Source organism: Rhizobium sp. rho-13.1, from assembly GCF_007000305.1.
Classification (GTDB): Bacteria; Pseudomonadota; Alphaproteobacteria; order Rhizobiales; family Rhizobiaceae; genus Rhizobium; species Rhizobium rhododendri.
In genome coordinates this window covers 103,656-125,916 of sequence record NZ_SCFL01000002.1, presented here as the reverse complement: position 1 = coordinate 125,916, position 22,261 = coordinate 103,656, and the positions used below count along the sequence as shown (strand labels likewise).

The 22,261-nt window shown below is 61.1% G+C and carries 21 protein-coding genes; 18 read left to right on the top strand and 3 right to left on the bottom strand.

The annotated features are described in order from the left end of the window. Window positions 1-10: 10 nt before the first annotated feature. The 9 genes from oiaX (at window position 11) to EQW76_RS07050 (ending at window position 10,797) form a co-directional block, all read left to right on the top strand. Window positions 11-1,267 (top strand): 3-oxo-isoapionate-4-phosphate decarboxylase OiaX, encoded by a 1,257-nt coding sequence (oiaX, locus tag EQW76_RS07090; protein ID WP_142823731.1) that lies wholly within the window; start codon window positions 11-13, stop codon window positions 1,265-1,267. 2 nt (window positions 1,268-1,269) lie between these two features. Next, window positions 1,270-2,613 (top strand): four-carbon acid sugar kinase family protein, encoded by a 1,344-nt coding sequence (locus tag EQW76_RS07085; protein WP_224129195.1) that lies wholly within the window; start codon window positions 1,270-1,272, stop codon window positions 2,611-2,613. 91 nt (window positions 2,614-2,704) lie between these two features. Continuing rightward, the gene (locus EQW76_RS07080; protein ID WP_142823729.1) at window positions 2,705-3,532 is read left to right on the top strand and encodes a phosphogluconate dehydrogenase C-terminal domain-containing protein; all 828 of its coding nucleotides are present in this window, start codon (window positions 2,705-2,707) and stop codon (window positions 3,530-3,532) included. A gap of 82 nt (window positions 3,533-3,614) precedes the next feature. Continuing rightward, complete coding sequence (locus EQW76_RS07075; protein ID WP_142823728.1) at window positions 3,615-4,556, top strand: D-ribose ABC transporter substrate-binding protein; 942 nt, start codon at window positions 3,615-3,617, stop codon at window positions 4,554-4,556. 89 nt (window positions 4,557-4,645) lie between these two features. Further along, window positions 4,646-5,293 carry a DUF2291 domain-containing protein gene (locus EQW76_RS07070; protein ID WP_142823727.1) on the top strand — a complete coding sequence of 216 codons (648 nt, stop codon included), beginning with the start codon at window positions 4,646-4,648 and terminating at the stop codon, window positions 5,291-5,293. A 1-nt stretch (window position 5,294) separates the two neighbouring features. Next, entirely contained in the window at window positions 5,295-6,839 is a 1,545-nt protein-coding gene (locus EQW76_RS07065; protein ID WP_142823726.1) for a sugar ABC transporter ATP-binding protein, read from the top strand. Then, window positions 6,836-7,903: an ABC transporter permease gene (locus EQW76_RS07060; RefSeq protein ID WP_142823725.1), complete on the top strand. Its 1,068-nt coding sequence runs from the start codon at window positions 6,836-6,838 to the stop codon at window positions 7,901-7,903. The genes EQW76_RS07065 and EQW76_RS07060 overlap by 4 nt, the downstream gene beginning before the upstream one ends. A gap of 3 nt (window positions 7,904-7,906) precedes the next feature. Further along, a complete protein-coding gene (locus EQW76_RS07055; protein WP_142823724.1) occupies window positions 7,907-8,941 on the top strand; it encodes a Gfo/Idh/MocA family oxidoreductase in 1,035 nt (344 codons plus the stop codon). Beyond that, window positions 8,938-10,797 carry a hypothetical protein gene (locus EQW76_RS07050; RefSeq protein ID WP_142823723.1) on the top strand — a complete coding sequence of 620 codons (1,860 nt, stop codon included), beginning with the start codon at window positions 8,938-8,940 and terminating at the stop codon, window positions 10,795-10,797. Before EQW76_RS07055 ends, EQW76_RS07050 begins: the two co-directional genes overlap by 4 nt. On the opposite strand, the gene EQW76_RS07045 is transcribed toward EQW76_RS07050, so the two are convergent. Next, window positions 10,794-11,006, bottom strand: a complete 213-nt coding sequence (locus tag EQW76_RS07045) for a hypothetical protein (RefSeq protein WP_142823722.1) — start codon at window positions 11,004-11,006, stop codon at window positions 10,794-10,796. The genes EQW76_RS07050 and EQW76_RS07045 overlap by 4 nt on opposite strands. Before the next feature lie 20 nt (window positions 11,007-11,026). Between EQW76_RS07045 and EQW76_RS07040 the strand changes: the two genes are divergently transcribed. Beyond that, on the top strand, window positions 11,027-12,007 hold the full coding sequence (locus EQW76_RS07040) for a complex I NDUFA9 subunit family protein (protein WP_142823721.1): 981 nt from the start codon (window positions 11,027-11,029) through the stop codon (window positions 12,005-12,007). 280 nt (window positions 12,008-12,287) lie between these two features. Further along, window positions 12,288-12,455, top strand: a complete 168-nt coding sequence (locus EQW76_RS29325) for a hypothetical protein (RefSeq protein WP_162854759.1) — start codon at window positions 12,288-12,290, stop codon at window positions 12,453-12,455. Between the two features lie 122 nt (window positions 12,456-12,577). Here the strand turns inward: EQW76_RS29325 and EQW76_RS07035 are convergent, their stop codons facing one another. Continuing rightward, window positions 12,578-13,375, bottom strand: coding sequence for an undecaprenyl-diphosphate phosphatase (locus EQW76_RS07035; RefSeq protein WP_111216172.1), 798 nt, complete (start codon window positions 13,373-13,375; stop codon window positions 12,578-12,580). Window positions 13,376-13,651: 276 nt separating this feature from the next. On the opposite strand from EQW76_RS07035, the gene EQW76_RS07030 reads away from it, so the two are divergent. The 5 genes from EQW76_RS07030 (at window position 13,652) to EQW76_RS07010 (ending at window position 18,677) form a co-directional block, all read left to right on the top strand. After that, complete coding sequence (locus EQW76_RS07030) at window positions 13,652-14,344, top strand: glutathione S-transferase family protein (RefSeq protein WP_111216170.1); 693 nt, start codon at window positions 13,652-13,654, stop codon at window positions 14,342-14,344. A gap of 11 nt (window positions 14,345-14,355) precedes the next feature. Beyond that, window positions 14,356-15,540, top strand: a complete 1,185-nt coding sequence (gene queG, locus EQW76_RS07025; protein ID WP_142823720.1) for a tRNA epoxyqueuosine(34) reductase QueG — start codon at window positions 14,356-14,358, stop codon at window positions 15,538-15,540. Next, complete coding sequence (locus EQW76_RS07020) at window positions 15,528-16,400, top strand: SDR family oxidoreductase (protein WP_142823719.1); 873 nt, start codon at window positions 15,528-15,530, stop codon at window positions 16,398-16,400. Before queG ends, EQW76_RS07020 begins: the two co-directional genes overlap by 13 nt. A gap of 491 nt (window positions 16,401-16,891) precedes the next feature. Beyond that, window positions 16,892-17,254, top strand: coding sequence for a septal ring lytic transglycosylase RlpA family protein (locus EQW76_RS07015; protein ID WP_142823718.1), 363 nt, complete (start codon window positions 16,892-16,894; stop codon window positions 17,252-17,254). 133 nt (window positions 17,255-17,387) lie between these two features. Beyond that, window positions 17,388-18,677, top strand: a complete 1,290-nt coding sequence (locus tag EQW76_RS07010) for an RsmB/NOP family class I SAM-dependent RNA methyltransferase (protein ID WP_142823717.1) — start codon at window positions 17,388-17,390, stop codon at window positions 18,675-18,677. Window position 18,678: 1 nt separating this feature from the next. On the opposite strand, the gene EQW76_RS07005 is transcribed toward EQW76_RS07010, so the two are convergent. After that, the gene (locus tag EQW76_RS07005) at window positions 18,679-19,182 is read right to left on the bottom strand and encodes an HPP family protein (RefSeq protein ID WP_202617141.1); all 504 of its coding nucleotides are present in this window, start codon (window positions 19,180-19,182) and stop codon (window positions 18,679-18,681) included. Window positions 19,183-19,441: 259 nt separating this feature from the next. On the opposite strand from EQW76_RS07005, the gene EQW76_RS07000 reads away from it, so the two are divergent. Together EQW76_RS07000 and EQW76_RS06995 are read left to right on the top strand one after the other, a co-directional pair. Next, window positions 19,442-20,671: an imelysin family protein gene (locus tag EQW76_RS07000; protein ID WP_142824430.1), complete on the top strand. Its 1,230-nt coding sequence runs from the start codon at window positions 19,442-19,444 to the stop codon at window positions 20,669-20,671. A 43-nt stretch (window positions 20,672-20,714) separates the two neighbouring features. Next, window positions 20,715-22,256 carry a di-heme oxidoredictase family protein gene (locus EQW76_RS06995; protein WP_142823715.1) on the top strand — a complete coding sequence of 514 codons (1,542 nt, stop codon included), beginning with the start codon at window positions 20,715-20,717 and terminating at the stop codon, window positions 22,254-22,256. Window positions 22,257-22,261: the final 5 nt, after the last annotated feature.

Below are 22,261 nucleotides of genomic sequence, written 5' to 3'. Positions count from 1 at the left end.
CCGAGATTTCATGCAGATAAAAGTCACCTACCGCATCGAAACGCCGGGCAGCATCGAAGCCATGGCGGAAAAAATCGCCAGCGACCAATCGACAGGCACGTTTGTTGCTGTTCCCGGCGAAACCGACGAGCTGAAGGCGCGCGTTGCCGCCAGGGTGCTGGCCATCCGGCCGCTCGAGGATGCCGCGTTTCCTAGCTGGCCGGAAGCGGCTGCCGGACATGGCCCGATCCGCCGCGCCGATGTCGACATCGCATTTCCGCTGGACGCTGTTGGCACCGACCTCTCGGCGCTGATGACCATTGCCATCGGCGGCATCTTTTCGATACGCGGGATGACCGGCCTGCGGGTCGTCGATGTCGATCTGCCGGAGCCCTATCGGGATGCCTATCCCGGCCCGCAGTTCGGCGTGGCCGGCAGCCGCCGGCTCACCGGCGTTTACGACAGGCCGATCATCGGCACCATCGTCAAGCCGGCGCTGGGCCTTCGTCCGATGGAGACCGCAGCCCTGGTCGGCGAGCTGATCGAATCCGGCGTCGACTTCATCAAGGACGACGAGAAGCTGATGAGCCCGGCCTACTCGCCGCTGAAGGAGCGGGTCGCGGCCATCATGCCGCTAATCCTCGATCACGAGCAGAAGACCGGCAAGAAAGTGATGTACGCCTTTGGCATCTCGCACACCGACCCTGACGAGATGATGCGCAATCACGACATGGTTCTTGAAGCCGGGGGCAATTGCGCCGTCATCAACATCAATTCGATCGGCATGGGCGGCATGCTGTTCCTGCGCAAGCGCTCCGGCCTCGTGCTACACGCCCATCGCAACGGCTGGGACGTGCTGACCCGCCACCCGGGCATCGGCCTGGATTTCAAGGTGTGGCAGAAATTCTGGCGGCTGCTCGGCGTCGACCAGTTCCAGATCAACGGCATCAAGGTCAAATACTGGGAGCCGGACGAGAGCTTCGTCGAATCCTTTGCGGCCGTGACCACGCCGATGTTTTCAGAGGTCGATTGCGCGCTTCCCGTCGCCGGCTCCGGCCAGTGGGGTGGCCAGGCGCCTGAAACCTATCAGCGCACTGGGCGCACCACTGACCTCATGTATCTTTGCGGCGGCGGAATCGTCAGCCACCCCGGCGGCCCGGCGGCCGGCGTGCGGGCCGTTCAGCAGGCATGGCAGGCAGCAGTCCGCGATATCCCGCTTGCGACCTATGCCACGGGCCATCCGGAACTTGCCGCCTCGCTGAAGAAATTCGGGGGCGAAGGGGAATGACCGTGCCTGCTCGAAGCGATCTGCTGCTCTCCTACTATGGCGACGACCTGACAGGTTCGACCGACGTCATGGAAGCGCTGGCTTCCAACGGCGTCGATACGGTGCTGTTCATGGACCAGCCCGATGAGGCGCTGCTTTCCCGATTCAGTTATTGCCGTGCCATCGGCCTAGCCGGCACCAGCCGCAGCGAGACGCCGGATTGGATGGAGGCTCATCTGACGCCTGCATTCAGGTGGCTAAAAAGCCTCGATGCCGCCATCTGCCATTACAAGGTCTGCTCGACCTTCGATTCCAGCCCCGAAGTCGGCAACATTGGCAGGGCGGTCGAAATCGGCAAATCAGTCTTCGATCAGCCCTTCGTTCCCCTTGTCGTCGGCGCACCGCAGTTGAAGCGGTTTACCGCGTTCGGCAACCTGTTTGCCGCCTACCAAGGCGAGGTGTTCCGCATAGACCGCCATCCTGTCATGAGCCGGCATCCGGTGACGCCGATGCGGGAGGCTGATCTCCGGATTCATCTCAAGGCTCAAACGAAGCTTTCAACAGCGCTAGCCGATCTTGCAGTGCTATCGTCGGTCGATGCCGACCGCCGGATCGATACGCTCGCCAGCGATTGCAGCGGCATGCTGCTGTTCGACGTCGACAGCGCCGAGAGCCAGGCGCAGGCCGGGAACCAGCTTTGGCGGATCAAAAGGGACGGAGGCTGGTTCGTCGCCGGTTCCTCGGGCATCGAATACGCGTTGCTCGCCGCCTGGAAAAAGACGGGTCTGACGACAGGGACGAGCGTCTTTCCGCTTCCCGGCAAAGCTGACCGGCTCGCAGTCGTCTCCGGTAGCGTTTCTCCGACGACGGAGCGGCAAATCCGCCATGCAACGGCCAACGGCTTTGATGGGATCGACCTGGACCCACTGGAATTGCTCGGCGAAGGTGGCAGTTCTGCCATCGAGCGCGCGGTACAGAGCGGTCTCGCCAGCCTGAAGAGCGGCCACAGTGTCATTCTCAACACCGCCCTCGGACCATCGGCCGATCGTGGCGGCGATATCGACCGGATTGCCGGAAGCCGCCATCGGCTCGGACGCATCCTGGGCGGCATCCTGCATCAGCTGGTCGCCGAGGAAAAACTCGGTCGGGCCGTGATCGCCGGAGGCGACACGTCGAGCCACGCGCTGAAGGAGCTACATGTGGACGCGCTGACGACGCTGCTTCCTCTGCCGCAGACCCCGGGGTCTCCGCTATGTGTGGCGCATGGAAACGACACCGCGACAAACGGCCTGCAGATCGCGCTCAAGGGCGGCCAGGTTGGTTCTGACGGTTACTTCGCCCAAATCCGCGATGGGCTCGCGGCCTGATTGCCGCCAGATCACCCACTTACTGATATACTCATTGACTCATTATACCAGTTAGATATAGTCGCCTCACCAAACAGATTGGGTGAAAAACATGACTTCGATTGCACTCTTCGGCGCCGGCGGCAAAATGGGTTATCGGCTGGCCAAAAATCTCAAAGGTTCGCGGTTCGACGTGCGTCATGTCGAGATCAGCGACGCCGGCAAGGCGCGGCTGAAGGATGATCTCGGCCTCACCTGCCTTGATGTCGACGCGGCCCTCGATGGCGCCGATGTTGTCATCCTGGCGGTTCCGGACACGCATATTGGCAAGGTTGCCGCCGGCATCGCAGACAAGCTGAAGCCTGGTACGATGGTGGTTGCGCTCGACGCTGCAGCGCCTTTCGCCGGTCACTTCCCCGAGCGGCCGGATCTCACCTATTTCGTCACCCACCCCTGCCATCCGCCGATCTTCAACGACGAGACGGAGATGCAGGCGAAGAAGGATCACTTCGGCGGCCTGTTCGCCAAGCAGCACATCGTGTCGGCGCTGATGCAGGGCCCGGACGAAGCCTATGGCCTCGGCGAGGAAATCGCCAAGACGATCTGGGCGCCCGTCATGCGCTCGCACCGCGTCACCGTCGACCAGATGGCAATGCTGGAGCCGGGCCTGTCGGAAACGGTGGCAGCTTCGCTGCTCGTCGTCATGAAGCAGGCGATGGACGAGTGCGTCAAACGCGGCGTTCCGGAAGAAGCGGCCCGCGACTTCCTGCTCGGCCACCTCAACGTGCTCGGCGCCGTGATCTTCGGCGAAGTGCATGGCGTGTTCTCCGATGCCTGCAACAAGGCCATCGAGTTCGGCATTCCGGCGCTGATGCGCGACGACTGGAAGAAGGTTTTCGAACCCAAGGAGATCGCTGACAGCATTCAGCGCATCACCTGATACCAGGGAGAGCACCCGCTCTCCCTTCTTCGACAGCCCTGTCCGGGAAACGGGGCTGATTTTCACATCTGGGAGGATAATCATGAAACTGACACGCAAGCTCACCATCGCGGCCTTTGCCGGCGCTCTGGCACTCGGCACAGCCTTACCCGCGTTTTCGGCAGACCTCATCGCCATCATCACGCCGGCCTTCGACAATCCGTTCTTCAAGGCAGAGTCGGTCGGCGCCGAAGCCCGCGCCAAGGAGCTCGGCTTCGACACACTGGTGCTCAGCCACGACGACGACGCCAACAAGCAGTCGCAGCTGATCGATACAGCCATCGGCCGCGGCGCCAAGGCGATCATCCTCGACAATGCCGGCTCCGAAGCCTCGATCGCTGCCGTCAAGAAGGCCAAGGACGCCGGTATCCCCTCCTTTCTCATCGACCGCGAGATCAATGCCACCGGCATCGCCGTCTCGCAGATTGTCTCGAACAACTACCAGGGCGCACAACTCGGCGCTGAGGAGTTCGTCAAGCTGATGGGCGAAAAGGGCAGCTATGTCGAATTGCTCGGACGGGAAGCCGATCTCAACGCCGGCATCCGCTCCAAGGGCTATCACGACGTCATCGATGACTATCCTGACATGAAGATGGTCGCCCAGCAGTCGGCCAACTGGAGCCAGACGGAAGGTTATTCCAAGATGGAAACCATCCTGCAGGCCAATCCGAAGATCCAGGGCGTCATCGCCGGCAACGACACCATGGCCATGGGCGCGATTGCAGCGCTGCAGGCTGCCGGCCGCAAGGATGTCATCGTCGTCGGCTTCGACGGCTCCAATGACGTCCGCGATTCGATCAAGGCGGGCGGCATCAAGGCTACGGTCATGCAGCCAGCCTATGCGCAGGCTCAGATGGCGGTCGACCAGGCAGCGGCCTACATCAAGGACAAGACCGCGCCGAAGGAAGAAAAGCAGCTGATGGATTGCGTGCTGATCAACGCCGCGAACGCCGACAAGCTCGAAACCTTCGCCCTGAAAAACTGATCTCACAGGACTGACATCGACGGAGAGCGACAAGATCCGCTCTCCGTCACCTCGATAGACGGTATTTGATACGGGCGGAGTGCATGCCAATGGTGAGGATCAAGGGCGCGTTGCTGATGGCGATGCTGGCTGCGGCAGCCTTGCCGGGCTGCAAGATCGTCAAGACGCAGACAGCCGCTGAAAAAGCTGCCGAAGCTGCGAAGACCGACTTCAATCCTGGCGACAGGGTCGAGGCGATCTGGCAGAGCAAGGCCCTGCCCTCCATCGAAAAGCGAGCCGGCGACTTCAGGCAGGTGATGACACTTATTGCCGCCAACCCGGACGACGCCGGTGCCAAGTTCGGTCACCGCGAGAAGGAAGGCAATGCGCCCTGGACCTACGTGGTCAAGTTCGAAGGCAAGATCAGCGCGGCCGAAACCACATCTCGGGCAGCCACGATCGATGTCGACATCGATGGCGACGGCAAGGCGGATATCAAGGTGCAGATCGGCCCGGCCATCCGCGGCACCGCGCTGCGCGACAGTCTCGACATCGTTAATTTCAACGAGTTCAAGAACCAGATCGAATGGGCGCAGTTCGGCAAGTCGTTCAATGAAAAGGTCAATGCTACCGTTCTCTCGGCGCTGCCGCGCGATGCTCTACCCGGCAAGACCGTGAAGGTCACCGGCGCCTTCCCGCTGCCGACATCTGGCCAGCTACCGCTGGTGACACCCGCAACACTTGCTATCGGCCAATAGCATGGAAGCGCTCACCCCGGACGATATCATCCTGCGGCTTGACGATGTGACGAAGGTCTATTCCGGCATCGTTGCCGTCAAGCGCGCCAATCTGGAACTCAGGCGCGGCGCGGTTAATGTGCTGGTTGGAGAGAACGGCGCCGGCAAATCGACGCTGATGAAGATCATCGCCGGCGTCGAGAAGCCGACCATCGGCCGCATCATCCTGGACGGCAAGGCGATCCATTTCGACAGTCCGGCCGATGCCCAGGCGAACGGCATCGGGATGATCTTCCAGGAACTCAATCTTTTTGCCAACCTCACGGTCGCCGAGAACATCTTTGCCACGCGCGAGATCACCCGCGGCATCTTCGGCATCGACCACAAGGCGCAGGTCGCCAAGGCCAACCAGTACCTCAAGAAGCTGGATGCCGGGATCGATGCGGAAACGATGGTCGAGGACCTGCCGATCGGCCAGCAGCAACTGGTGGAAATCGCCAAGGCGATCTCGCTCAATGCCCGCATCCTGATCATGGATGAGCCAACCTCGGCGCTGTCTGCGGCTGAAGTCGATATCCTGTTCAAGGTCATCGCCGAACTGAAGGCAGAGGGCGTGGCCATCGTCTATATCTCTCATCGGCTGGAAGAACTGATGCGCATCGGCGATTACATCACCGTGCTGCGCGACGGCCAGATTACCGGCCAGGCGATGGTGAAGGACATCGACACCAAATGGATCGTCCGGTCGATGATCGGTTCGGACGCAAAGGACTTTGCCAAAGCCGATGGCCACGCGATGGGCAAGGAGATGTTTCGCGCCGATGGCATCACCATGCCACGCGCCACCGGCGGACTTGCCGTCGACAATGTTTCGCTCAGCGTCCAGGCCGGCGAAATTCTTGGCATCTACGGGCTGATGGGGGCCGGCCGCAGCGAGTTCTTCGAATGCATCATGGGGCGCCACCCGCAATCGACCGGCAGGATCCATATTGATGGCAACGAAGTGCGCGAGCGCGACACCACGCGACGTATCCGGCGCGGACTGGCGCTGATCCCGGAGGACCGGCAGCGCGAGGGCCTGGTCCAGATACTGTCGATAGCCAGCAACCTGACACTGGCAAGCCTCGGGCGTTTCTCAAAATTCTTCCATATCAATGCCAGTGCAGAGAAGCAGGCGATCCGCGAAAGCATCCGGGAGCTTTCGATAAAGGCACCCAATCCGGATTTCGAGGTGACCTCGATGTCAGGCGGGAACCAGCAGAAGGTGGTGATCGGCAAGGCGCTGATGACGAACCCGAAAGTGCTGCTGATGGACGAGCCCAGCCGCGGCATCGATGTCGGCGCCAAGGCGGACGTCTTCCGCACCATGCGGCGGCTGGCTGGCGAAGGGCTGGCCATCCTGTTTTCGACCTCCGACCTCGAAGAGGTCATGGCGCTTTCCGACCGCATCGCAGTGCTCAGCAACGGCAAGCTGGTGGCAATCTTCAATCGTAACGACGCAACGGAAGAGGCCATCATCGCCGCTTCGGCCAAGGGACACGGACATACAAGGGAACTCGCATCATGACAGCGGACACCTCCTCTTCTACACCGGCTGTCAAGCGCTCGAGCGGCTCGGCTCTGCTGACAATCATGAAACTGCGCACCTTCATCGCGCTGTTTGCCGTGTTGATCTTCTTTGCCTTCGCGGCCCCGAATTTCACCTCCACCGCCAACATGATCCTGATGTCGAAGCATGTGGCCCTCAACGCCTTCCTGGCGATGGGGATGACGTTCGTCATCATCACCGGTGGCATCGACCTGTCGGTCGGCTCGATCGTCGGGCTCTGCGGGATGGTAGCGGGCGCGCTGATCCTCAACGGCGTCGACCTGCCGATGGGCTACACCGTCTATTTCAACCTGTTCGAGATCGTGCTGATCACGCTTGCCGTCGGCATTGCAATCGGCCTGATCAACGGATTGCTGATCACCAAGCTGAACGTCGCGCCATTCATCGCCACGCTCGGCACTCTCTATGTCGCCCGCGGCCTGGCGCTGCTGTCGTCGGATGGACAGACGTTTCCAAACCTCTCGGGCCGGCCTGAATACGCGACAACCGGCTTCGACTTTTTCGGTGCCGGCCGCATTCTCGACTTGCCCGTCTCCATCTGGATCCTGATCTTTCTGGCACTGGCTGCCGCCTACGTCGCCCGCTCGACACCCATCGGCCGCCACATCTTTGCAGTCGGCGGCAACGAGCGCGCCGCCCGGATGTCCGGTGTGCGGGTCGATCTCGTCAAGATCTTCGTTTACATGTTTTCCGGCCTCTGCGCCGCTATCGTCGGCATCGTCATATCGTCAGAGCTAATGGCGGCGCATCCGGCGACCGGCGAGAGCTTCGAGTTGAATGCGATTGCGGCGGCGGTTCTGGGCGGGACGTCGATGTCGGGCGGACGGGGCACGATTGGCGGCACCATTGTCGGTGCCTTTGTCATCGGTATCCTTTCAGACGGCCTGGTGATGATGGGCGTTTCGTCCTTCTGGCAGATGGTCATCAAGGGCCTGGTGATTATCATCGCCGTGGTCGTCGACCAGGCACAGCGGAAATTGCAGCAGCGGGTGACCCTGATGCAGATGGCAAAGGCGGGCTGAGAGATGACGGAATTGCGCGGTGCCCTGATCGGTTGCGGCTTCTTTGCGGTGAACCAGATGCATGCCTGGGGTGATGTGGCGGGGGCTAGGATCGTAGCCATCTGCGACCGGGATCCGGAGCGGCTCCGAGTTGTCGGTGACCAGTTTGGCATTTCGCGGCGCTATAGTGATGCGGCGGCACTGTTTGCCGATGGTGGTTTCGATTTCGTCGATATCGCCACTACCGTGTCCAGCCACCGGGCGCTGGTGGAGATGGCGGCAAGCCATAAGGTGCCGGCGATCTGCCAGAAGCCGTTTTCTAAAACACTCGACGATGCCAAGGCTATGGTCGCAGCCTGCGGACGGGCCGGCGTCCCGCTAATGGTGCACGAGAACTTTCGCTGGCAGACACCTATCCAAGCGGTGCGCAAGGTGCTCGATTCGGGCGTGATCGGCATGCCGTTCTGGGGACGACTTTCGTTTCGATCCGGCTATGACGTCTTTTCCGGGCAGCCCTACCTGGCAGAAGGCGAGCGTTTCATTATCGAGGATCTCGGCATCCACACGCTCGATATTGCCCGCTTCCTGCTGGGAGACGTCAAGGCGATGACGGCGCGCACGCAGCGCGTCAATCCCGCGATCAGGGGGGAGGATGTCGCCACTATGCTGCTCGACCACGAAAGCGGCGTTACCTCGATCGTCGACGTCAGCTATGCGACGAAGCAGTCAGTCGAGCCGTTCCCGGAAACGCTGGTCGAGATAGACGGCAGCGCGGGTTCTCTCAGGCTTTTGCAGGGCTACCGGCTCGAAGTCACCGGCGCCGATGGCACAGAGGTCAGCGATGTCTCGCCGAACCTGCTCTCCTGGGCATCGCGGCCCTGGCACAATATCCAGGAAAGCGTGCTGGCCATCCAACAGCACTGGGTCGAGCAACTGGCGACAGGCGGCGAGACCTCGACCTCGGGAGCCGACAATCTGAAGACTTTCGCGCTCGTCGAAGCTGCCTATGAGAGCGCCGCCACCGGCAGGACCGTCGATGTCGGAGCGATGCTGAAATGACCGGCGACAGGAGGCAGGATGATGCCTTTGCCCTCTACGGCACTGACCGGAGTGATGCCCCGCCCGTTCGCCTATTGGCCGGGCGTCTGACGGTGGATCTGGCCGGCGGCAATCTTCGCACAGTCCGCTACGACGGCGTAGAAGTGCTCAGGGGCGTCGCCTTCCTGGTGCGCGACCGCGACTGGGGGACCTACGGTCCCCGTATCGAGAACCTCGTCATCGATCAGCAAACGGACGGTTTTGCGGTCAGCTACTTAGCCACATGCGATGGTCCTGATGATGCCGACCTCCGCATTCTCGTGACCATCTCAGCCGATGCCGGCGGACAGCTACGATTTGATGCCGAGGCTGTCTCGAAGAGCGGCTTCGAGACCTGCCGCTGCGGCTTCTGCATTCTCCATCCCATTGTCGGCCTTGCCGGTCGACCGGTGACTGTCACCCATGTCGACGGCAGCATGGAGACGTCGACCTTTCCCGACCTCATCGAGCCCTGGCAACCCTTCCTGGAAATGCGCGCCATCAGCCATGAGGTGATGCCAGATGTGACCGCCGAATGCCGGATGGAAGGCGACACATTCGAGATGGAAGACCAGCGCAACTGGTCGGACGCCTCGTACAAGACCTATGTGCGGCCGCTTGCGCTGCCATGGCCCTACCGGATCGCAGCCGGCGAGACGGTGCATCAGCGCGTCGTGCTGACCATCACGGATCTCAGAAAAACGGCTCCGTTAAAAAGCGTATCACCAGATGCAGTCATCCGGCTGATTTCCGGCCCTGCGTCCGGGAAAATGCCTGCCGTCGGACTGGTCGTGACGCCCGAGGAAGCGGCTGCGACGCTCGGGGCGGGCATGCAACTCAATGCTGTCGGCGCGCAGGAGTTGCTGTTCCACTTCGATCCGCTGGCAGGTCACGGCAGAAGCGCGTTTGCAGACTTTGCCGACATTATCAACCTGCACCACGGCCGGACTACGCTGGAGATCGCGGTTCCTTGCCGTGCGGCCGTGTCAGACGAGCTGTCAGAGATTGCGGGATGGATGCGCGATGCCGGCTTTTCGCCAGACGCCGTCGTCGTCTCGCCCTCCATCGACCGGCAGTCGACGCCTCCGGGAAGCCCGTGGCCGGATTGCCCGCCGCTGGAGACGGTTTACAGCGCTGCCCGCGCCGCGTTTCCCGGAGTCCGTCTTGGCGGAGGCATGCTCAGCTATTTCACAGAGCTCAACCGCAAGCGGGTACCGGCCGAACAACTCGACTTTATCACGCATTGCACCAATCCAATCGTTCATGCCGCAGACGATCTCAGCGTCATGCAGACGCTCGAAGCGCTGCCCTTCATCACCCGGTCGGTCCGGGCGATCTATGGGAATAAACCATACCGTATCGGCCCTTCTACGATTCCCATGCGCCAGAACCCCTATGGGAGCCGGACGATGGATAATCCATCTGGCGCGCGGATGGCGATGGCCAACAGCGACCCGCGCCACAATGCCGATTTTGCTGCGGCTTTCGCGCTTGGCTATGCGGCGCGTGTGGTGGAAGCCGGGCTCGAGTGCCTGACCCTTTCGGCGCTGACAGGTCCATTCGGGCTGATCGCCGGCCGGGGCGAACCTGTTGCCGAAGGCGGCATGCGACCGCTGCACAGGGTCGTCCATGGCCTGGCGGCGCTCTTCGGCGGTCGCTGGATCCAATGCATTTCAAGCGCACCGGACAAGCTCATGGGGCTTGAAGTCAGTGCTCCAGATGGCAAAAGGCTGTTGTGGATCGCAAATCTCACGCCCTATGTCCAGACGGTCGAAACGGGTACCGGAAACGTAGAGTTGCCGCCTTTTGGAATAAGCACGGTCGGATCGCCGGGTTAGGCAAAGATCGGTGTCGGTGGCGGCCGCATACGGGCGCTGAATGGCTGGCGCTCACGGCGACCTGAAGCCTCTCGCGCCTCACCCGTGCGTGACCAAGCCTTGTCGAGTGCCTTGCCGTCGACATCGGGTAGAAAACAGCAGCGCTGATGGCACGGCAGGCCCTTCACCTCGCGTGGCGATTCGGCTAAGACCTTTGCGATCAGCACCATAGCCTTTCGAGGAATTTGCCATGACACTGTCCAACCTGCCGCCGCTTGTCACCGTGTTCGGAGGGTCCGGTTTCGTCGGGCGGCATGTCGTGCGGGTGTTGGCGAAACGCGGTTATCGCATCCGTGTCGCCGTCAGGCGTCCAGATCTTGCAGGCTTCCTGCTGACTGCCGGCAATGTCGGACAAATTTCTGCCGTACAGGCCAACCTGCGCTATCGCGACTCTGTCGACCGCGCCGTCGAAGGCGCGCAGTTCGTCGTCAACTGCGTAGGCATCCTGTCGGAGAGCGGTCGGAATACGTTCGACGCCGTGCAGGAATTCGGCGGCCGGGCGATTGCCGAGGCCACCCGCGCAGTCGGTGCCAAGCTTACCCATATCTCGGCGATCGGAGCCAACGGCGGTTCAGCCTCTTCTTATGGCCGTACCAAGGGCAAGGCGGATGCCGCAGTGCTGTCGATCGTGCCGGATTCAATCATTCTTCGGCCGTCTATCGTCTTCGGACCGGAGGACGGCTTCTTCAACAAGTTTGCCGATATGTCGCGCCTGGCGCCTGCCCTGCCCCTTATCGGCGGCGGTAAGACGAAGTTTCAGCCGGTCTATGTCGAGGATGTTGCCGAGGCCGTAGGCCGCGCGGTCGATGGCAAGCTGACACCGGGTACGATCTACGAGCTGGGCGGCCCCGAAGTGCTGAGCTTCCGCGAATGTCTCGAGACTATCCTCAAGGTCGTCAACCGCAAGCGGCCGCTGGTGTCGATCCCGTTCGGCGTCGCCTCGATGATCGGCAGCGTCGCCTCGATGATACCGTTGATCACGCCACCGATTACACCAGACCAGGTGACGCTGCTGAAGGTCGACAATATCGTGTCGCCGGAGGCAGAGGCTGAAGGCCGGACATTGGCTGCAATGGGCATCCGCCCGACCATGCTGACCTCGGTGCTCCCCTCCTATCTGGTGCGCTTTCGCCCTCACGGGCAATTCTCCGGAACCGGCAAAGCGGCCTGAGGTTCATAAAATAAATTTTAAATGCCCTCGACGCCGTTTGCGATTTCGCAGACGGCGTCTTTAGTTTGTGGCCGGAAAACGGCCTCTTTCGGGCTTTTCGAGCGGTTGTCCACCGCGCAGCGTTGCCCAAAAGACGCAGCGCCGGAATACTCGAATTAACGGGAAATTCAGCAGGAACCTTTATTGCTAATTTCCATTCCACTGATTAACAAAACCGCGCGACGGACGACGTCCCCAAGGGTCTCAACGCGCACTATTCATTGCGGAAAGGTATTTTTAGATGGGCAAGTCAATCGCACTTCTCTTCGTCTGTGCGGCTCTGGTTATCGTTGCCGGTTCATTCATGGCACCAAACAGTGTTGCCGCACTCAAGGGCGAGTGCTCGCCTGCTTATGGCGTCGATCCATGCAGCACCGGCTCCATCGATTCCGCATCGATCGCCCACTGACAACGAAAAGAAGCCGGCGCATGACCACCGGCTTCCTGACTTCTACCCCCCGGAAATAGCTAAATCAAAGCAATCGCCCTATCGCATCCGCGCCATCAGGCGCGAATGCTGGAAGTCTTTGATCAGCGAACGATGCCACCTGCCACCAGACCGAGCAGGATCGCGCCGAGAATGATGCGATACACGGCAAACACCGTGAACCGGTTGCTCTGGATATAGGAGAGCAACCACTTGACGGCGACGAAGGCAACGACCGTCGAGACGATGAAGGCAATCGCCAGAGCGCCCCAGTCCTCGCCTGCCGCTCCGCCGTCCTTGAATGTCTTCAGCAACTCATAGCCACTGGCCGCATACATCGTCGGAATACCGACCAGGAAGGCGAATTCGGTCGCGGCGGCACGATTGCCGGTACCGGCGAGCATGGCAACGAAGATCGTTGCACCCGAGCGCGACGTGCCGGGAAAGATGCCAGCGACGATCTGGGCGATGCCGACGAGGATCGCCACATACCAGGTGATGCTCTTGTATTGTGGCCGACGGGCTGCAGCCCACTCGGCAAAGATCATCCAGATGCCGCCGACGATCAGCGCCCAGGCGATTGGCGTAACTGTTTCAGGCAATTCGAAGCCTAACTTCTTGACGATCAGCCCGAGCACCGCAGTGATCAGGAACGCGACGATCAGCTTGGCGGCATAGGATCGGTTGCGTGGATCCCGCCAGCCGAGCACCAGATCCATCAACCGGCGCCAGTAGATGAAGGTCACGGCGAGAATGGCGCCAGCCTGGATGACGATATTGAAAAGTTCCGACCGGGCGCCGAGCCATTGCTCGGCGATGATCAGGTGGCCGGTGCTCGAGATCGGCAGAAACTCGGTGATACCCTCTATAATGCCAAGAAGCGCAGCATTGATGTAGTCCATGAATAGTCTCCAGTTGGGATTCGCTCGATTGGAGGGGTGGGCGGGGGCAAAAACGGGGTCCGTTTTTATCGATATGATGCGCTGTCGATAGGGCCGCCTATCGGCCCTTGATAGTTTCTTCAGCCATCTTGTGTCCTATGTCAAAGGGCGGGTGGTCCGATTGGCTTGTGTTGCCGGGACCAAACTTCTATAGCTGCAACAAACAAGTCATGACTAGGGCAGCCACACGACAAGCCACGCCCAAGCCCTTCATCAATCCCATAGTTCAGAGTTTACATGCCGACTCTCTATCATCATTCCATGTCATCCGCGTCTCGCTTCGTACGACTGATCCTGTCGGAATACGGGTTCCACGCCGATCTGATCGAAGAACAGACCTGGGAAAAGCGTCATGATTTCCTGGCGCTCAACCCGGCCGGGACACTGCCTGTCTATGTCGACGACAGCATGCGGGCATTGTGCGGCGCTACCGTCATTTCGGAATATCTCGACGAGACGCATGGTGTGCTGAAACGCGATCGGCGCCTGCTTGCCGAAGATCCTTTCCAGCGCGCCGAGATCCGCCGGCTGACGGAATGGTTCCTCCTGAAGATGGAGCAGGACGTCACACGGCCTCTCGCGCGCGAACGGGTCTACAAACTGCAGATGACGGCTGCCCAGGGCGGCGGCGCTCCCGATTCGAAGATGATGCGCACCGCCCGCGCCAATATTCGCCAGCATCTGAAATACGTGACCTGGCTTGCCGGTTCGCGCCAATGGCTGGCCGGCGAGCGGATGAGCTACGCCGACCTGGCGGCCGCGTCTTCGATCTCCGTGCTCGATTACATGGGCGAGATCGCCTGGGCCGAGGTGCCGATCGTCAAGGACTGGTACCAGCGCCTGAAATCGCGGCCTTCCTTCAGGCCCCTGCTCACCGAGCGCGTCCGCGGCCTTTCACCGGTCTCCCATTATACCGACCTGGACTTCTAACGGGGCGCGCCATGCCTGAGGCGACCGAAAATCCGCCGACAAGGCCCGACAAGGCGGCGGCCCGAAGCCGGAGCCTGAAGACATTCCTCCAGGAGGAAGCCCTGCGACTGGGCTTCGATCTCTGTCGGATTACCGGTCCGCACTCCATTCAGGAGGCCGGCCCGCGGCTCGGCATCTACCTCGACGAGGGTTTTCACGGAACGATGGACTGGATGGCGGAGACACGGGAGCGTCGGGCAAGTCCGGCTGCCCTCTGGTCAGACGTACGCTCGGTAGTCGTATTCGGGCTGAACTACGGGCCGGACGAAGATCCACGCGGCATCCTTGGCAAGCCGGACAAGGCTGCGATTTCGGTCTATGCCCGCAACCGCGATTATCACGATGTCATCAAGGGGCGGCTGAAGGAGATTGCCACCCGTTTCGCGGCGCGCTCGAAGGAAGACGTCAAGGTCTTCGTCGACACCGCACCGGTCATGGAAAAGCCGCTGGCGGCAGCAGCCGGGCTGGGCTGGCAGGGAAAACACACCAACCTTGTCAGTCGTACGCATGGCTCCTGGCTGTTTCTAGGGTCGATGTTCACCACGGCAGACCTTGGCAGCGACGAGCCGGAGAGCGATCATTGCGGTTCCTGCACCGCCTGTCTTACGGCTTGCCCCACCGATGCCTTTCCAGCTCCCTACCAACTCGATGCGCGCCGCTGCATTTCCTACCTAACGATCGAGCACAAGGGGCTGATCGACAGACAACTGCGGCCGCTCATCGGCAACCGCATCTACGGCTGCGACGATTGCCTTGCCGCCTGCCCCTGGAACAAGTTTGCAGCAAGTGCCTCCGAGATGAAGCTGGTGGCACGGGAGGATCTGCGGGAGCCGTCGATCGCCTTCCTGCTCGGCCTTGACGACGCAAGCTTCCGCAGCTTTTTCAGCGGCTCGCCCATCAAGCGCATCGGCCGCGACAGGTTTACGCGTAACGTTCTGATCGCTGCCGGCAATTCGCGCGACGGGACATTGATCGAGCCATGCCGGCGGCTTGCCGACGACAGCGCGCCCATCGTGCGCGGCATGGCGGCCTGGGCCCTGGGTCGACTGATGACGGCTGGCGAGTTTGCGCTATTTGCGGCAGAAAGGCCGGACGATCTCGACGAAGAGGTGCGCGAGGAGTGGCGCGCTGCAAGGATGATGTCATGCACACAATGATTTTCGGCTGCGGCTATTCCGGCACAGCCATCGCCAAAAGCTTTTCGGGCCCGCAAAACACCGTCGTCGGTACGACGCGCGCCGAGGAAAAGCGCTTGGTCCTTGAACGGCAAGGCATTTCGGGCCTGGTGTTCGACGGCGAAAAGCTGGAACCGCGCCTTCTCGACGAAATGAGGAAGACGACCCACCTCGTGCAGTCGATTGCGCCCGGGCAGGCGGGGGATCCACTGATCCGGCTGGCGGGCGAGCGCATCGCGACGCTGATGCCCGAGCTGCAATGGATCGGCTACCTTTCGACCGTCGGCGTCTATGGTGACCACAAGGGTGCATGGATCGACGAGGATACATCGATAAGGCCCGTGTCCGGCCGATCCGTCGAGCGGGTGGCCGCAGAGGACGGATGGATGTCCATCGGCGACAAACTCGGGGTGCCGACAGCCGTGCTGCGGCTCTCCGGTATCTATGGTCCGGGCCGCAACGCATTCTGTAATCTCGAAAAGGGTACAGCACGCAGGCTCGTGAAACCGGGCCAGGTATTCAATCGCATTCGCGTTGAAGACATCGGCGCCGCCAGCCGTTTCCTCGCAGATCGCGGCATTGGCGGCATCTTCAATGTCACCGACGACGAACCCGCCCCACCGCAGGACATCGTGGCGGAAGCGGCAAAGCTCATGGGCATTGCCCCGCCGCCGGAAACACCGTTCGAGACGGCCGAACTATCCCCCATGGCGAGATCCTTCTATGGGGAGAACAAGCGTGTATCGAATAGCCGGCTGAAGGCGCTGGGCTTCCACTTCAGCCATCCCGAGTACCGCGCATCGCTTGCCGAACTCTGGTCATCCGGTCGCTGGCGCGGCTGAAATCGCGTTCGCCCATGGGCGAGCGAATGAATTCTTTCGCGTCATGATTGAAGAGACCCGCATTTTCTCTCAAGCGCAACGCACGCGACATCGCTGGAAAATTCATGGATCGCATGCGATCAAAGGGTTGAATTTTCCTACTTAGAAGCTTTTCTGGATGAAAAGTGCTGACAGCAAAGGTTAACGGCCTCTAAATTTGCGCAACTAAGGCAACGAATATGACGCTCGCGCAAAAGAAATTTCAGAAATATCGTGATCTCCCCGCCCGCGCCTGAGCCGGCAGAATAATCATCTGATTTCTCGCTGATTCCATTCATTTTTTTCCAAAAAACAGACAATTTGATTTACATCTTCTTTTATCGGCTTCACAACGAATATTACAGACTGTAATACTCCGTGATCGATTGCAGCACTTTTTCGCCATTTTTCGCCGGATTTAAGCCCCTCGTCGTTCAAGCACGGCGCTCAACAACGTCGAGGGTAAATCTGTTTTGAATATTATCTCCCGCATTCTAGCGATCACCGCAACTATATCAGCTTGCGTTGTTATCAATCCTATTACAGCATCGGCAGCAACGGGCTGTGGAGGCGCATCCTGGTATGCAGCACATTCCAAGACCGCTTCCGGCGAACGCATGAATGCTTCGACGCTGACCGCTGCCCATCGCTCGCTGGCCTTCGGGACCCGTATCCGCGTTACCAACAAGAACAACGGCAAGACGGTTGTCGTCCGCGTCAACGATCGCGGTCCATTCATCCGCGGACGTGTCCTCGACCTCTCCCGCGCTGCCGCACAGGACATCGGCATGGTTGCTTCAGGCACCGCCAGCATCTGCTATTCGGTCGTCACCTGAGCCACGTGTCTGCTCCAAAGCTTGCTCTCCGCGTAAATCGCGGCTACCTAGCCGCTTGAGACAGCCCCTTGCTGGCAAACCGACGTTGGTCGAGTACGTCACGGGGACCTAGAGATATGCGGGAGAAGAGTACATGCGTCTGGGCGGCAGGCTTCAAGGGGCCATTGAGATCCTTGCCGACATCGAGGCCCGCAAGCGACCTGTCGCCGACGCGCTAAAGGACTGGGGATTGGGTCACCGTTTCGCCGGATCGGGCGATCGGGCTGCAATCGGAAATATCGTCTACGACGCACTTCGCATGCGTCTATCCCATGCCTACCTCATGGACGATGACGGCCCTGCCGCTCTTGCCCATGCCGTTTTGTTTCGCCAATGGGGCGTTACGCCCGAAAGCCTGGCGTCAGAGACGGAGGGCGACCGCTTTGCGCCCGAACCGCTGAGCGATGCCTCGGTTGCCGCATTTGCAAGCCGCTCACTCGCCAATGCCGAAGGCTATATCCAGGGCGACATCCCTGAATGGACGCAGGCGTCGTTCGAAACGGCATTTGGTTCCGACTGGCTGGCCGAGGCAAAATCGCTGGCCGAGCGTCCCACGCTCGATCTCCGCGCTAATGCACTCAAGTCTTCCCGGGAAAAGGCTGCCAAGGCGCTGGAACGGGTGGGCGCCCACCCCGCGAAGATCGCCCGATACGGCATCCGAATTGCCGCAGGCGAAGGTGCTTCCCGTCTCCCTAACGTCACGGCTGAGCTTTCGTTCCAAAAAGGTTGGTTCGAAGTCCAGGACGAAGGCTCGCAAATCGTTGCAGATCTGGTCATGCCGGCGGAAGGCGATCAAGTTCTCGACTATTGCGCCGGCGGCGGCGGCAAGACACTCGCAATGGCTGCTGCGATGAACAACAAGGGCCAGGTGCATGCCTACGATTCCGATCGGAAGCGACTAGCGCCCATCATCGAGCGTCTCAAGCGCGCAGGCACCCGCAACGTTCAGGTGCACGACGACAAGACCAGTCTTGCCGCACTCGTCGGTCGCTTCGACAAGGTATTGGTCGACGCTCCCTGCACCGGGACCGGCACTTGGCGGCGTCGGCCGGACACTAAATGGCGATTGACGCAGAAGAACCTCGACGAGCGGATCGGCCAGCAGCACGACGCCCTGTTACAGGCATCTGAATATGTCCGGCCGGGCGGTATTCTTATTTATGTGACCTGCTCGGTACTTCCGGAAGAAAACGAGGCTCAGGTCCAGCGCTTTACCACCGACAATCCACAATTCGAGATCATCGAGTCGCTGAGTTCGTGGACAGCGCTGTTCGGTGCTGACGCACAGCAGCCGCGCTCGTCGGATGGCAAGACGATCACGCTGACGCCGGCCTCCACCGACACAGACGGCTTCTTCTTCTGCCGGATGCGTCGCAATCCGTAATTCAATCCACCCGCAGCGGATATTGATGTCGCGGCGGGATGGCATGATGCAGAACGGCAATGGCGATCAATGCCAGCGCGCCGACCACGACGACGGTGAATAACAGACCCGCCGAAAGGTGGGAGGCGAAGGCCACCAACGGCACCGCGCCGGCCGGCGGATGGGTAACGCGCAGCAATTGCATGGCTCCGATCGCTACGCCCACAGCGATGGCCGCCGTCCACCAGAGGCCGGGCGCAACGGCCATGGCGAGGCTGCCGATGGCGGCGGCAATGAGATAGCCGCCGAACACATTGGCAGGCTGGGCCAGCGGGCTTTTCGGCTGTCCGAATATCAGCACGGCCGTGGCGCCGAACGGTGCGATCAGCAGCGGAATTCCCGTCATGATCGCCAACGCCCCGACGGCAAGCATGCCGACGCAGGCGCCGATACCGGCCTTTAACTGCCCGTGCCAGTGGCCCCTGGGCTCGTGGCGGTGAATGAAGTGTCTTAAATGGCGATGGATCATAGCAGACTTCTAAAGTTTCGGCTTGAATAGCGTTTTGCGCCGCAACGCCCTGCTTTGCAAGCAAAGGCATTTCGCATTTCGGGCATCCTAGGGACAGGCCACGCTTAAATTCATTCCAAACTAGAGTGTTTGACACCACTTTATTTTTCGGCCATGAAGCCATCGCCCCAGTTTCCGATGGCGCAGACAGTCGCTGTAGAGGATTACGATATTGAAAATCAGATTTTACGCCGCCCTGGCGCTCGCCGCTACCTCCATGACCGCCTACGCACTTCCAGCCCGCGCTGCCGTCGATGAGGCTGCCATCGTCAAGCATTATGCAGACGTCGCCCATGCGAAGTACGAGGATTCGCTGACGCTCGCAAAGGCGCTCGACAAGGCCATCGATGCGCTGATCGCGACGCCGAGCAAGAAGACGCTCGACGCTGCCCGCGCTGCCTGGATCAAGGCCCGCGTTCCCTATTCGCAGTCGGAAGTGTACCGCTTCGGCAACAAGATCGTTGACGACTGGGAAGGCGACGTGAACTCCTGGCCGCTGGACGAAGGTCTGATCGACTATGTCGACAAGTCCTACGGCACAGAAAGCGACGAAAATGCCCTTTATGTCGCAAACGTCATCGCCAACAAGACGATCAAGATCGATGGCAAGGACGTCGACGCGTCGCATCTGACGCCTGAGTTCATCACCTCGCTGAACAGCGCAGGCAAGGTCGACGCGAATGTCGGCACCGGCTACCACGCCATCGAATTTCTGCTGTGGGGCCAGGACCTGCACGGCACCGGCCCGGGTGCCGGCGAACGTCCAGCCACGGACTACGACGTGAAGAACTGCACCGGCGGCAATTGCGATCGCCGCGCCGAGTATCTGAAGTCGGCATCGACCAAGCTGGTTGCCGATCTCCAGACCATGACCGACGACTGGGCGCCCGATGGTGCTGCCACCAAGGAAGACGAGAAGGACCCGAAAGCCGGTATCGTTGCCATCCTGACCGGCATGGGCTCGCTCTCCTATGGCGAGCTGGCTGGCGAACGCATGAAGCTCGGCCTGCTGCTACACGATCCGGAGCAGGAGCATGATTGCTTCTCGGACAATACCTACAACACCTATAACAACGACATCGTCGGCATCCAGTCGGCCTACACCGGCAACTACACGCGCATCGACGGCACCAAGATGAAGGGTCCCTCGCTACACGAGCTGGTGGCCGAGAAGGACAAGGCCGTCGATAAGGAAATGATGGCCAAGTTCGCCCTCACCCAGAAGGCGGCCGATGCCATGGTCAAGCGTGGCGAGACCGTCGAGAAGTACGACCAGATGATCGGCGAAGGCAACGCCAAGGGCAACGCCGTTGTCCAGAGCGTCATCGACGGGTTGCTGGATCAGACCAAGAGCATCCAGCGGGTTATCGCTGCGCTCGACGTCGGGACGGTCAAGCTCGAAGGTTCTGACAGCCTCGACAACCCCGGCTCCGTCTTCAAGAAGTGATGAAGGAGGGCGGTGGCGCGATACCGCCGCCCTTTCGTCCGTTATGAAAGACCATTCTGGCCGTCGCATTTTCACCGTCACACTGCTGGCTGCTGCGCTTGGCTGCAGCGGATTGCCGGTGGCTGCCGACGGGATTGACGCTCCTGCGGTCCGCACCGACCTGACGCCGGAGCAATTGAAGCGCGTGCAGGCCGTGACCCGCCCGACGACGGACTTCTCCCGGGCAGAGACCTACGAGACGATGGAAAGCGGCGCCGGGACGTCGACTGCTGCCGTCAACGATCAGGCCTTCTCCCAGCCTCCGACCACTCTCGATCCGGCACGCGGGCTCGATTTTCATCTCGGCAATGCGCTGTTCCGCCAGCTCTGGGTCTCCTCGCCGTCATCGACCCAGGCGGCCGATGGCCTCGGGCCGCTGTTCAATGCCCGCTCCTGCCAAAGCTGTCATATCAACGACGGCCGTGGCCACCCGCCGGAGACTTCGGGCAGAGCTGCCACCATGTTCCTCCGGCTGGCTCGGCCAGCAAGAACGGCCGAGGAGCGCCAGGCCGTGGCGGACTCCCGTGTCGTCAACTTTCCCGACGCGACCTATGGCACCCAGCTTCAGGACACGGCAGTGCCCGGGCTTGCCGGCGAGGGCCAGGTCGCTGTCGCCTACACCGAGCATTCTGTCACCCTGGCAGGTGGCGAGACGGTATCGCTGCGACAGCCGCGCTATTCCGCCACCGATCTGGCCTATGGTCCGCTTGAGCCAGATACAACGCTCTCGGCGCGCGTCGCCCCGGCCATGCTCGGGCTCGGGCTGATCGAGGCCATTCCGGATGCCGATATCCTGGCGCATGCCGACCCAGACGACCGCGACCATGATGGCATTGCTGGCAAGGCGGCGATCGTGCGGGACAACAGGACCGGCAAGCTTGCGCTCGGACGCTTCGGCTGGAAGGCGCAGAATGCCACGGTGCGCGACCAGTCCTCGGCTGCCCTCGAAGGCGATATCGGCATATCCAACCCCGACAGGCCGAACGCCTATGGCGATTGCACCGCCCGGGAGCCGCAATGTCTGGCCATGCCGGATGGCGTGCAGAAGCGCCTCGGCCCGACGGAAGCGCCTGAGGCAGTGCTCGATCTCATGACGTTCTATTCCGAGAACCTCGCCGTGCCGGCCCGCCGCAAGCCCAGCGATCCGACCGTGCTGCACGGCAAGGAGATGTTCTATCAGTCCGGCTGCATTGCCTGCCACACGCCGAAATTCGTCACCCGCAGCGATGCCGGCACCGAGGCGCAGTCCTTCCAGCTGATCTGGCCCTATTCCGATTTCCTCCTCCACGACATGGGCGACGGTCTCGCCGATGGTCAACCTGTCGGCGTGGCGAGCGGCAAGGACTGGCGCACGCCTCCGCTGTGGGGCATCGGCCTGACGAAAACCGTCAGCGGCCATACCTTCTTCCTGCACGACGGCCGGGCGCGCAGCCTGACCGAAGCCATACTCTGGCATGGCGGCGAGGCGACAAAAGCGCGCGACGCATTTGCAACCCTGTCGAAAGACGATAGGCAAGCCCTGATCACCTTTGTGGAGTCCCTGTGATGCGC

What these genes read in the sequence shown, in the direction of transcription:
- EQW76_RS29325 (WP_162854759.1), top strand. Translation starts at nt 12,288, where the DNA reads ATGGGCAAGTCAATCGCACTTCTCTTCGTCTGTGCGGCTCTGGTTATC.
- EQW76_RS07055 (WP_142823724.1), top strand. Translation starts at nt 7,907, where the DNA reads ATGACGGAATTGCGCGGTGCCCTGATCGGTTGCGGCTTCTTTGCGGTG.
- oiaX (WP_142823731.1), top strand. Translation starts at nt 11, where the DNA reads ATGCAGATAAAAGTCACCTACCGCATCGAAACGCCGGGCAGCATCGAA.
- EQW76_RS07075 (WP_142823728.1), top strand. Translation starts at nt 3,615, where the DNA reads ATGAAACTGACACGCAAGCTCACCATCGCGGCCTTTGCCGGCGCTCTG.
- EQW76_RS07030 (WP_111216170.1), top strand. Translation starts at nt 13,652, where the DNA reads ATGCCGACTCTCTATCATCATTCCATGTCATCCGCGTCTCGCTTCGTA.
- EQW76_RS07020 (WP_142823719.1), top strand. Translation starts at nt 15,528, where the DNA reads ATGCACACAATGATTTTCGGCTGCGGCTATTCCGGCACAGCCATCGCC.
- EQW76_RS07070 (WP_142823727.1), top strand. Translation starts at nt 4,646, where the DNA reads ATGGTGAGGATCAAGGGCGCGTTGCTGATGGCGATGCTGGCTGCGGCA.
- EQW76_RS07065 (WP_142823726.1), top strand. Translation starts at nt 5,295, where the DNA reads ATGGAAGCGCTCACCCCGGACGATATCATCCTGCGGCTTGACGATGTG.
- EQW76_RS07000 (WP_142824430.1), top strand. Translation starts at nt 19,442, where the DNA reads ATGACCGCCTACGCACTTCCAGCCCGCGCTGCCGTCGATGAGGCTGCC.
- EQW76_RS06995 (WP_142823715.1), top strand. Translation starts at nt 20,715, where the DNA reads ATGAAAGACCATTCTGGCCGTCGCATTTTCACCGTCACACTGCTGGCT.
- EQW76_RS07050 (WP_142823723.1), top strand. Translation starts at nt 8,938, where the DNA reads ATGACCGGCGACAGGAGGCAGGATGATGCCTTTGCCCTCTACGGCACT.
- EQW76_RS07040 (WP_142823721.1), top strand. Translation starts at nt 11,027, where the DNA reads ATGACACTGTCCAACCTGCCGCCGCTTGTCACCGTGTTCGGAGGGTCC.
- EQW76_RS07035 (WP_111216172.1), bottom strand. Translation starts at nt 13,375, where the DNA reads ATGGACTACATCAATGCTGCGCTTCTTGGCATTATAGAGGGTATCACC.
- EQW76_RS07060 (WP_142823725.1), top strand. Translation starts at nt 6,836, where the DNA reads ATGACAGCGGACACCTCCTCTTCTACACCGGCTGTCAAGCGCTCGAGC.
- EQW76_RS07010 (WP_142823717.1), top strand. Translation starts at nt 17,388, where the DNA reads ATGCGTCTGGGCGGCAGGCTTCAAGGGGCCATTGAGATCCTTGCCGAC.
- queG (WP_142823720.1), top strand. Translation starts at nt 14,356, where the DNA reads ATGCCTGAGGCGACCGAAAATCCGCCGACAAGGCCCGACAAGGCGGCG.
- EQW76_RS07045 (WP_142823722.1), bottom strand. Translation starts at nt 11,006, where the DNA reads ATGGTGCTGATCGCAAAGGTCTTAGCCGAATCGCCACGCGAGGTGAAG.
- EQW76_RS07080 (WP_142823729.1), top strand. Translation starts at nt 2,705, where the DNA reads ATGACTTCGATTGCACTCTTCGGCGCCGGCGGCAAAATGGGTTATCGG.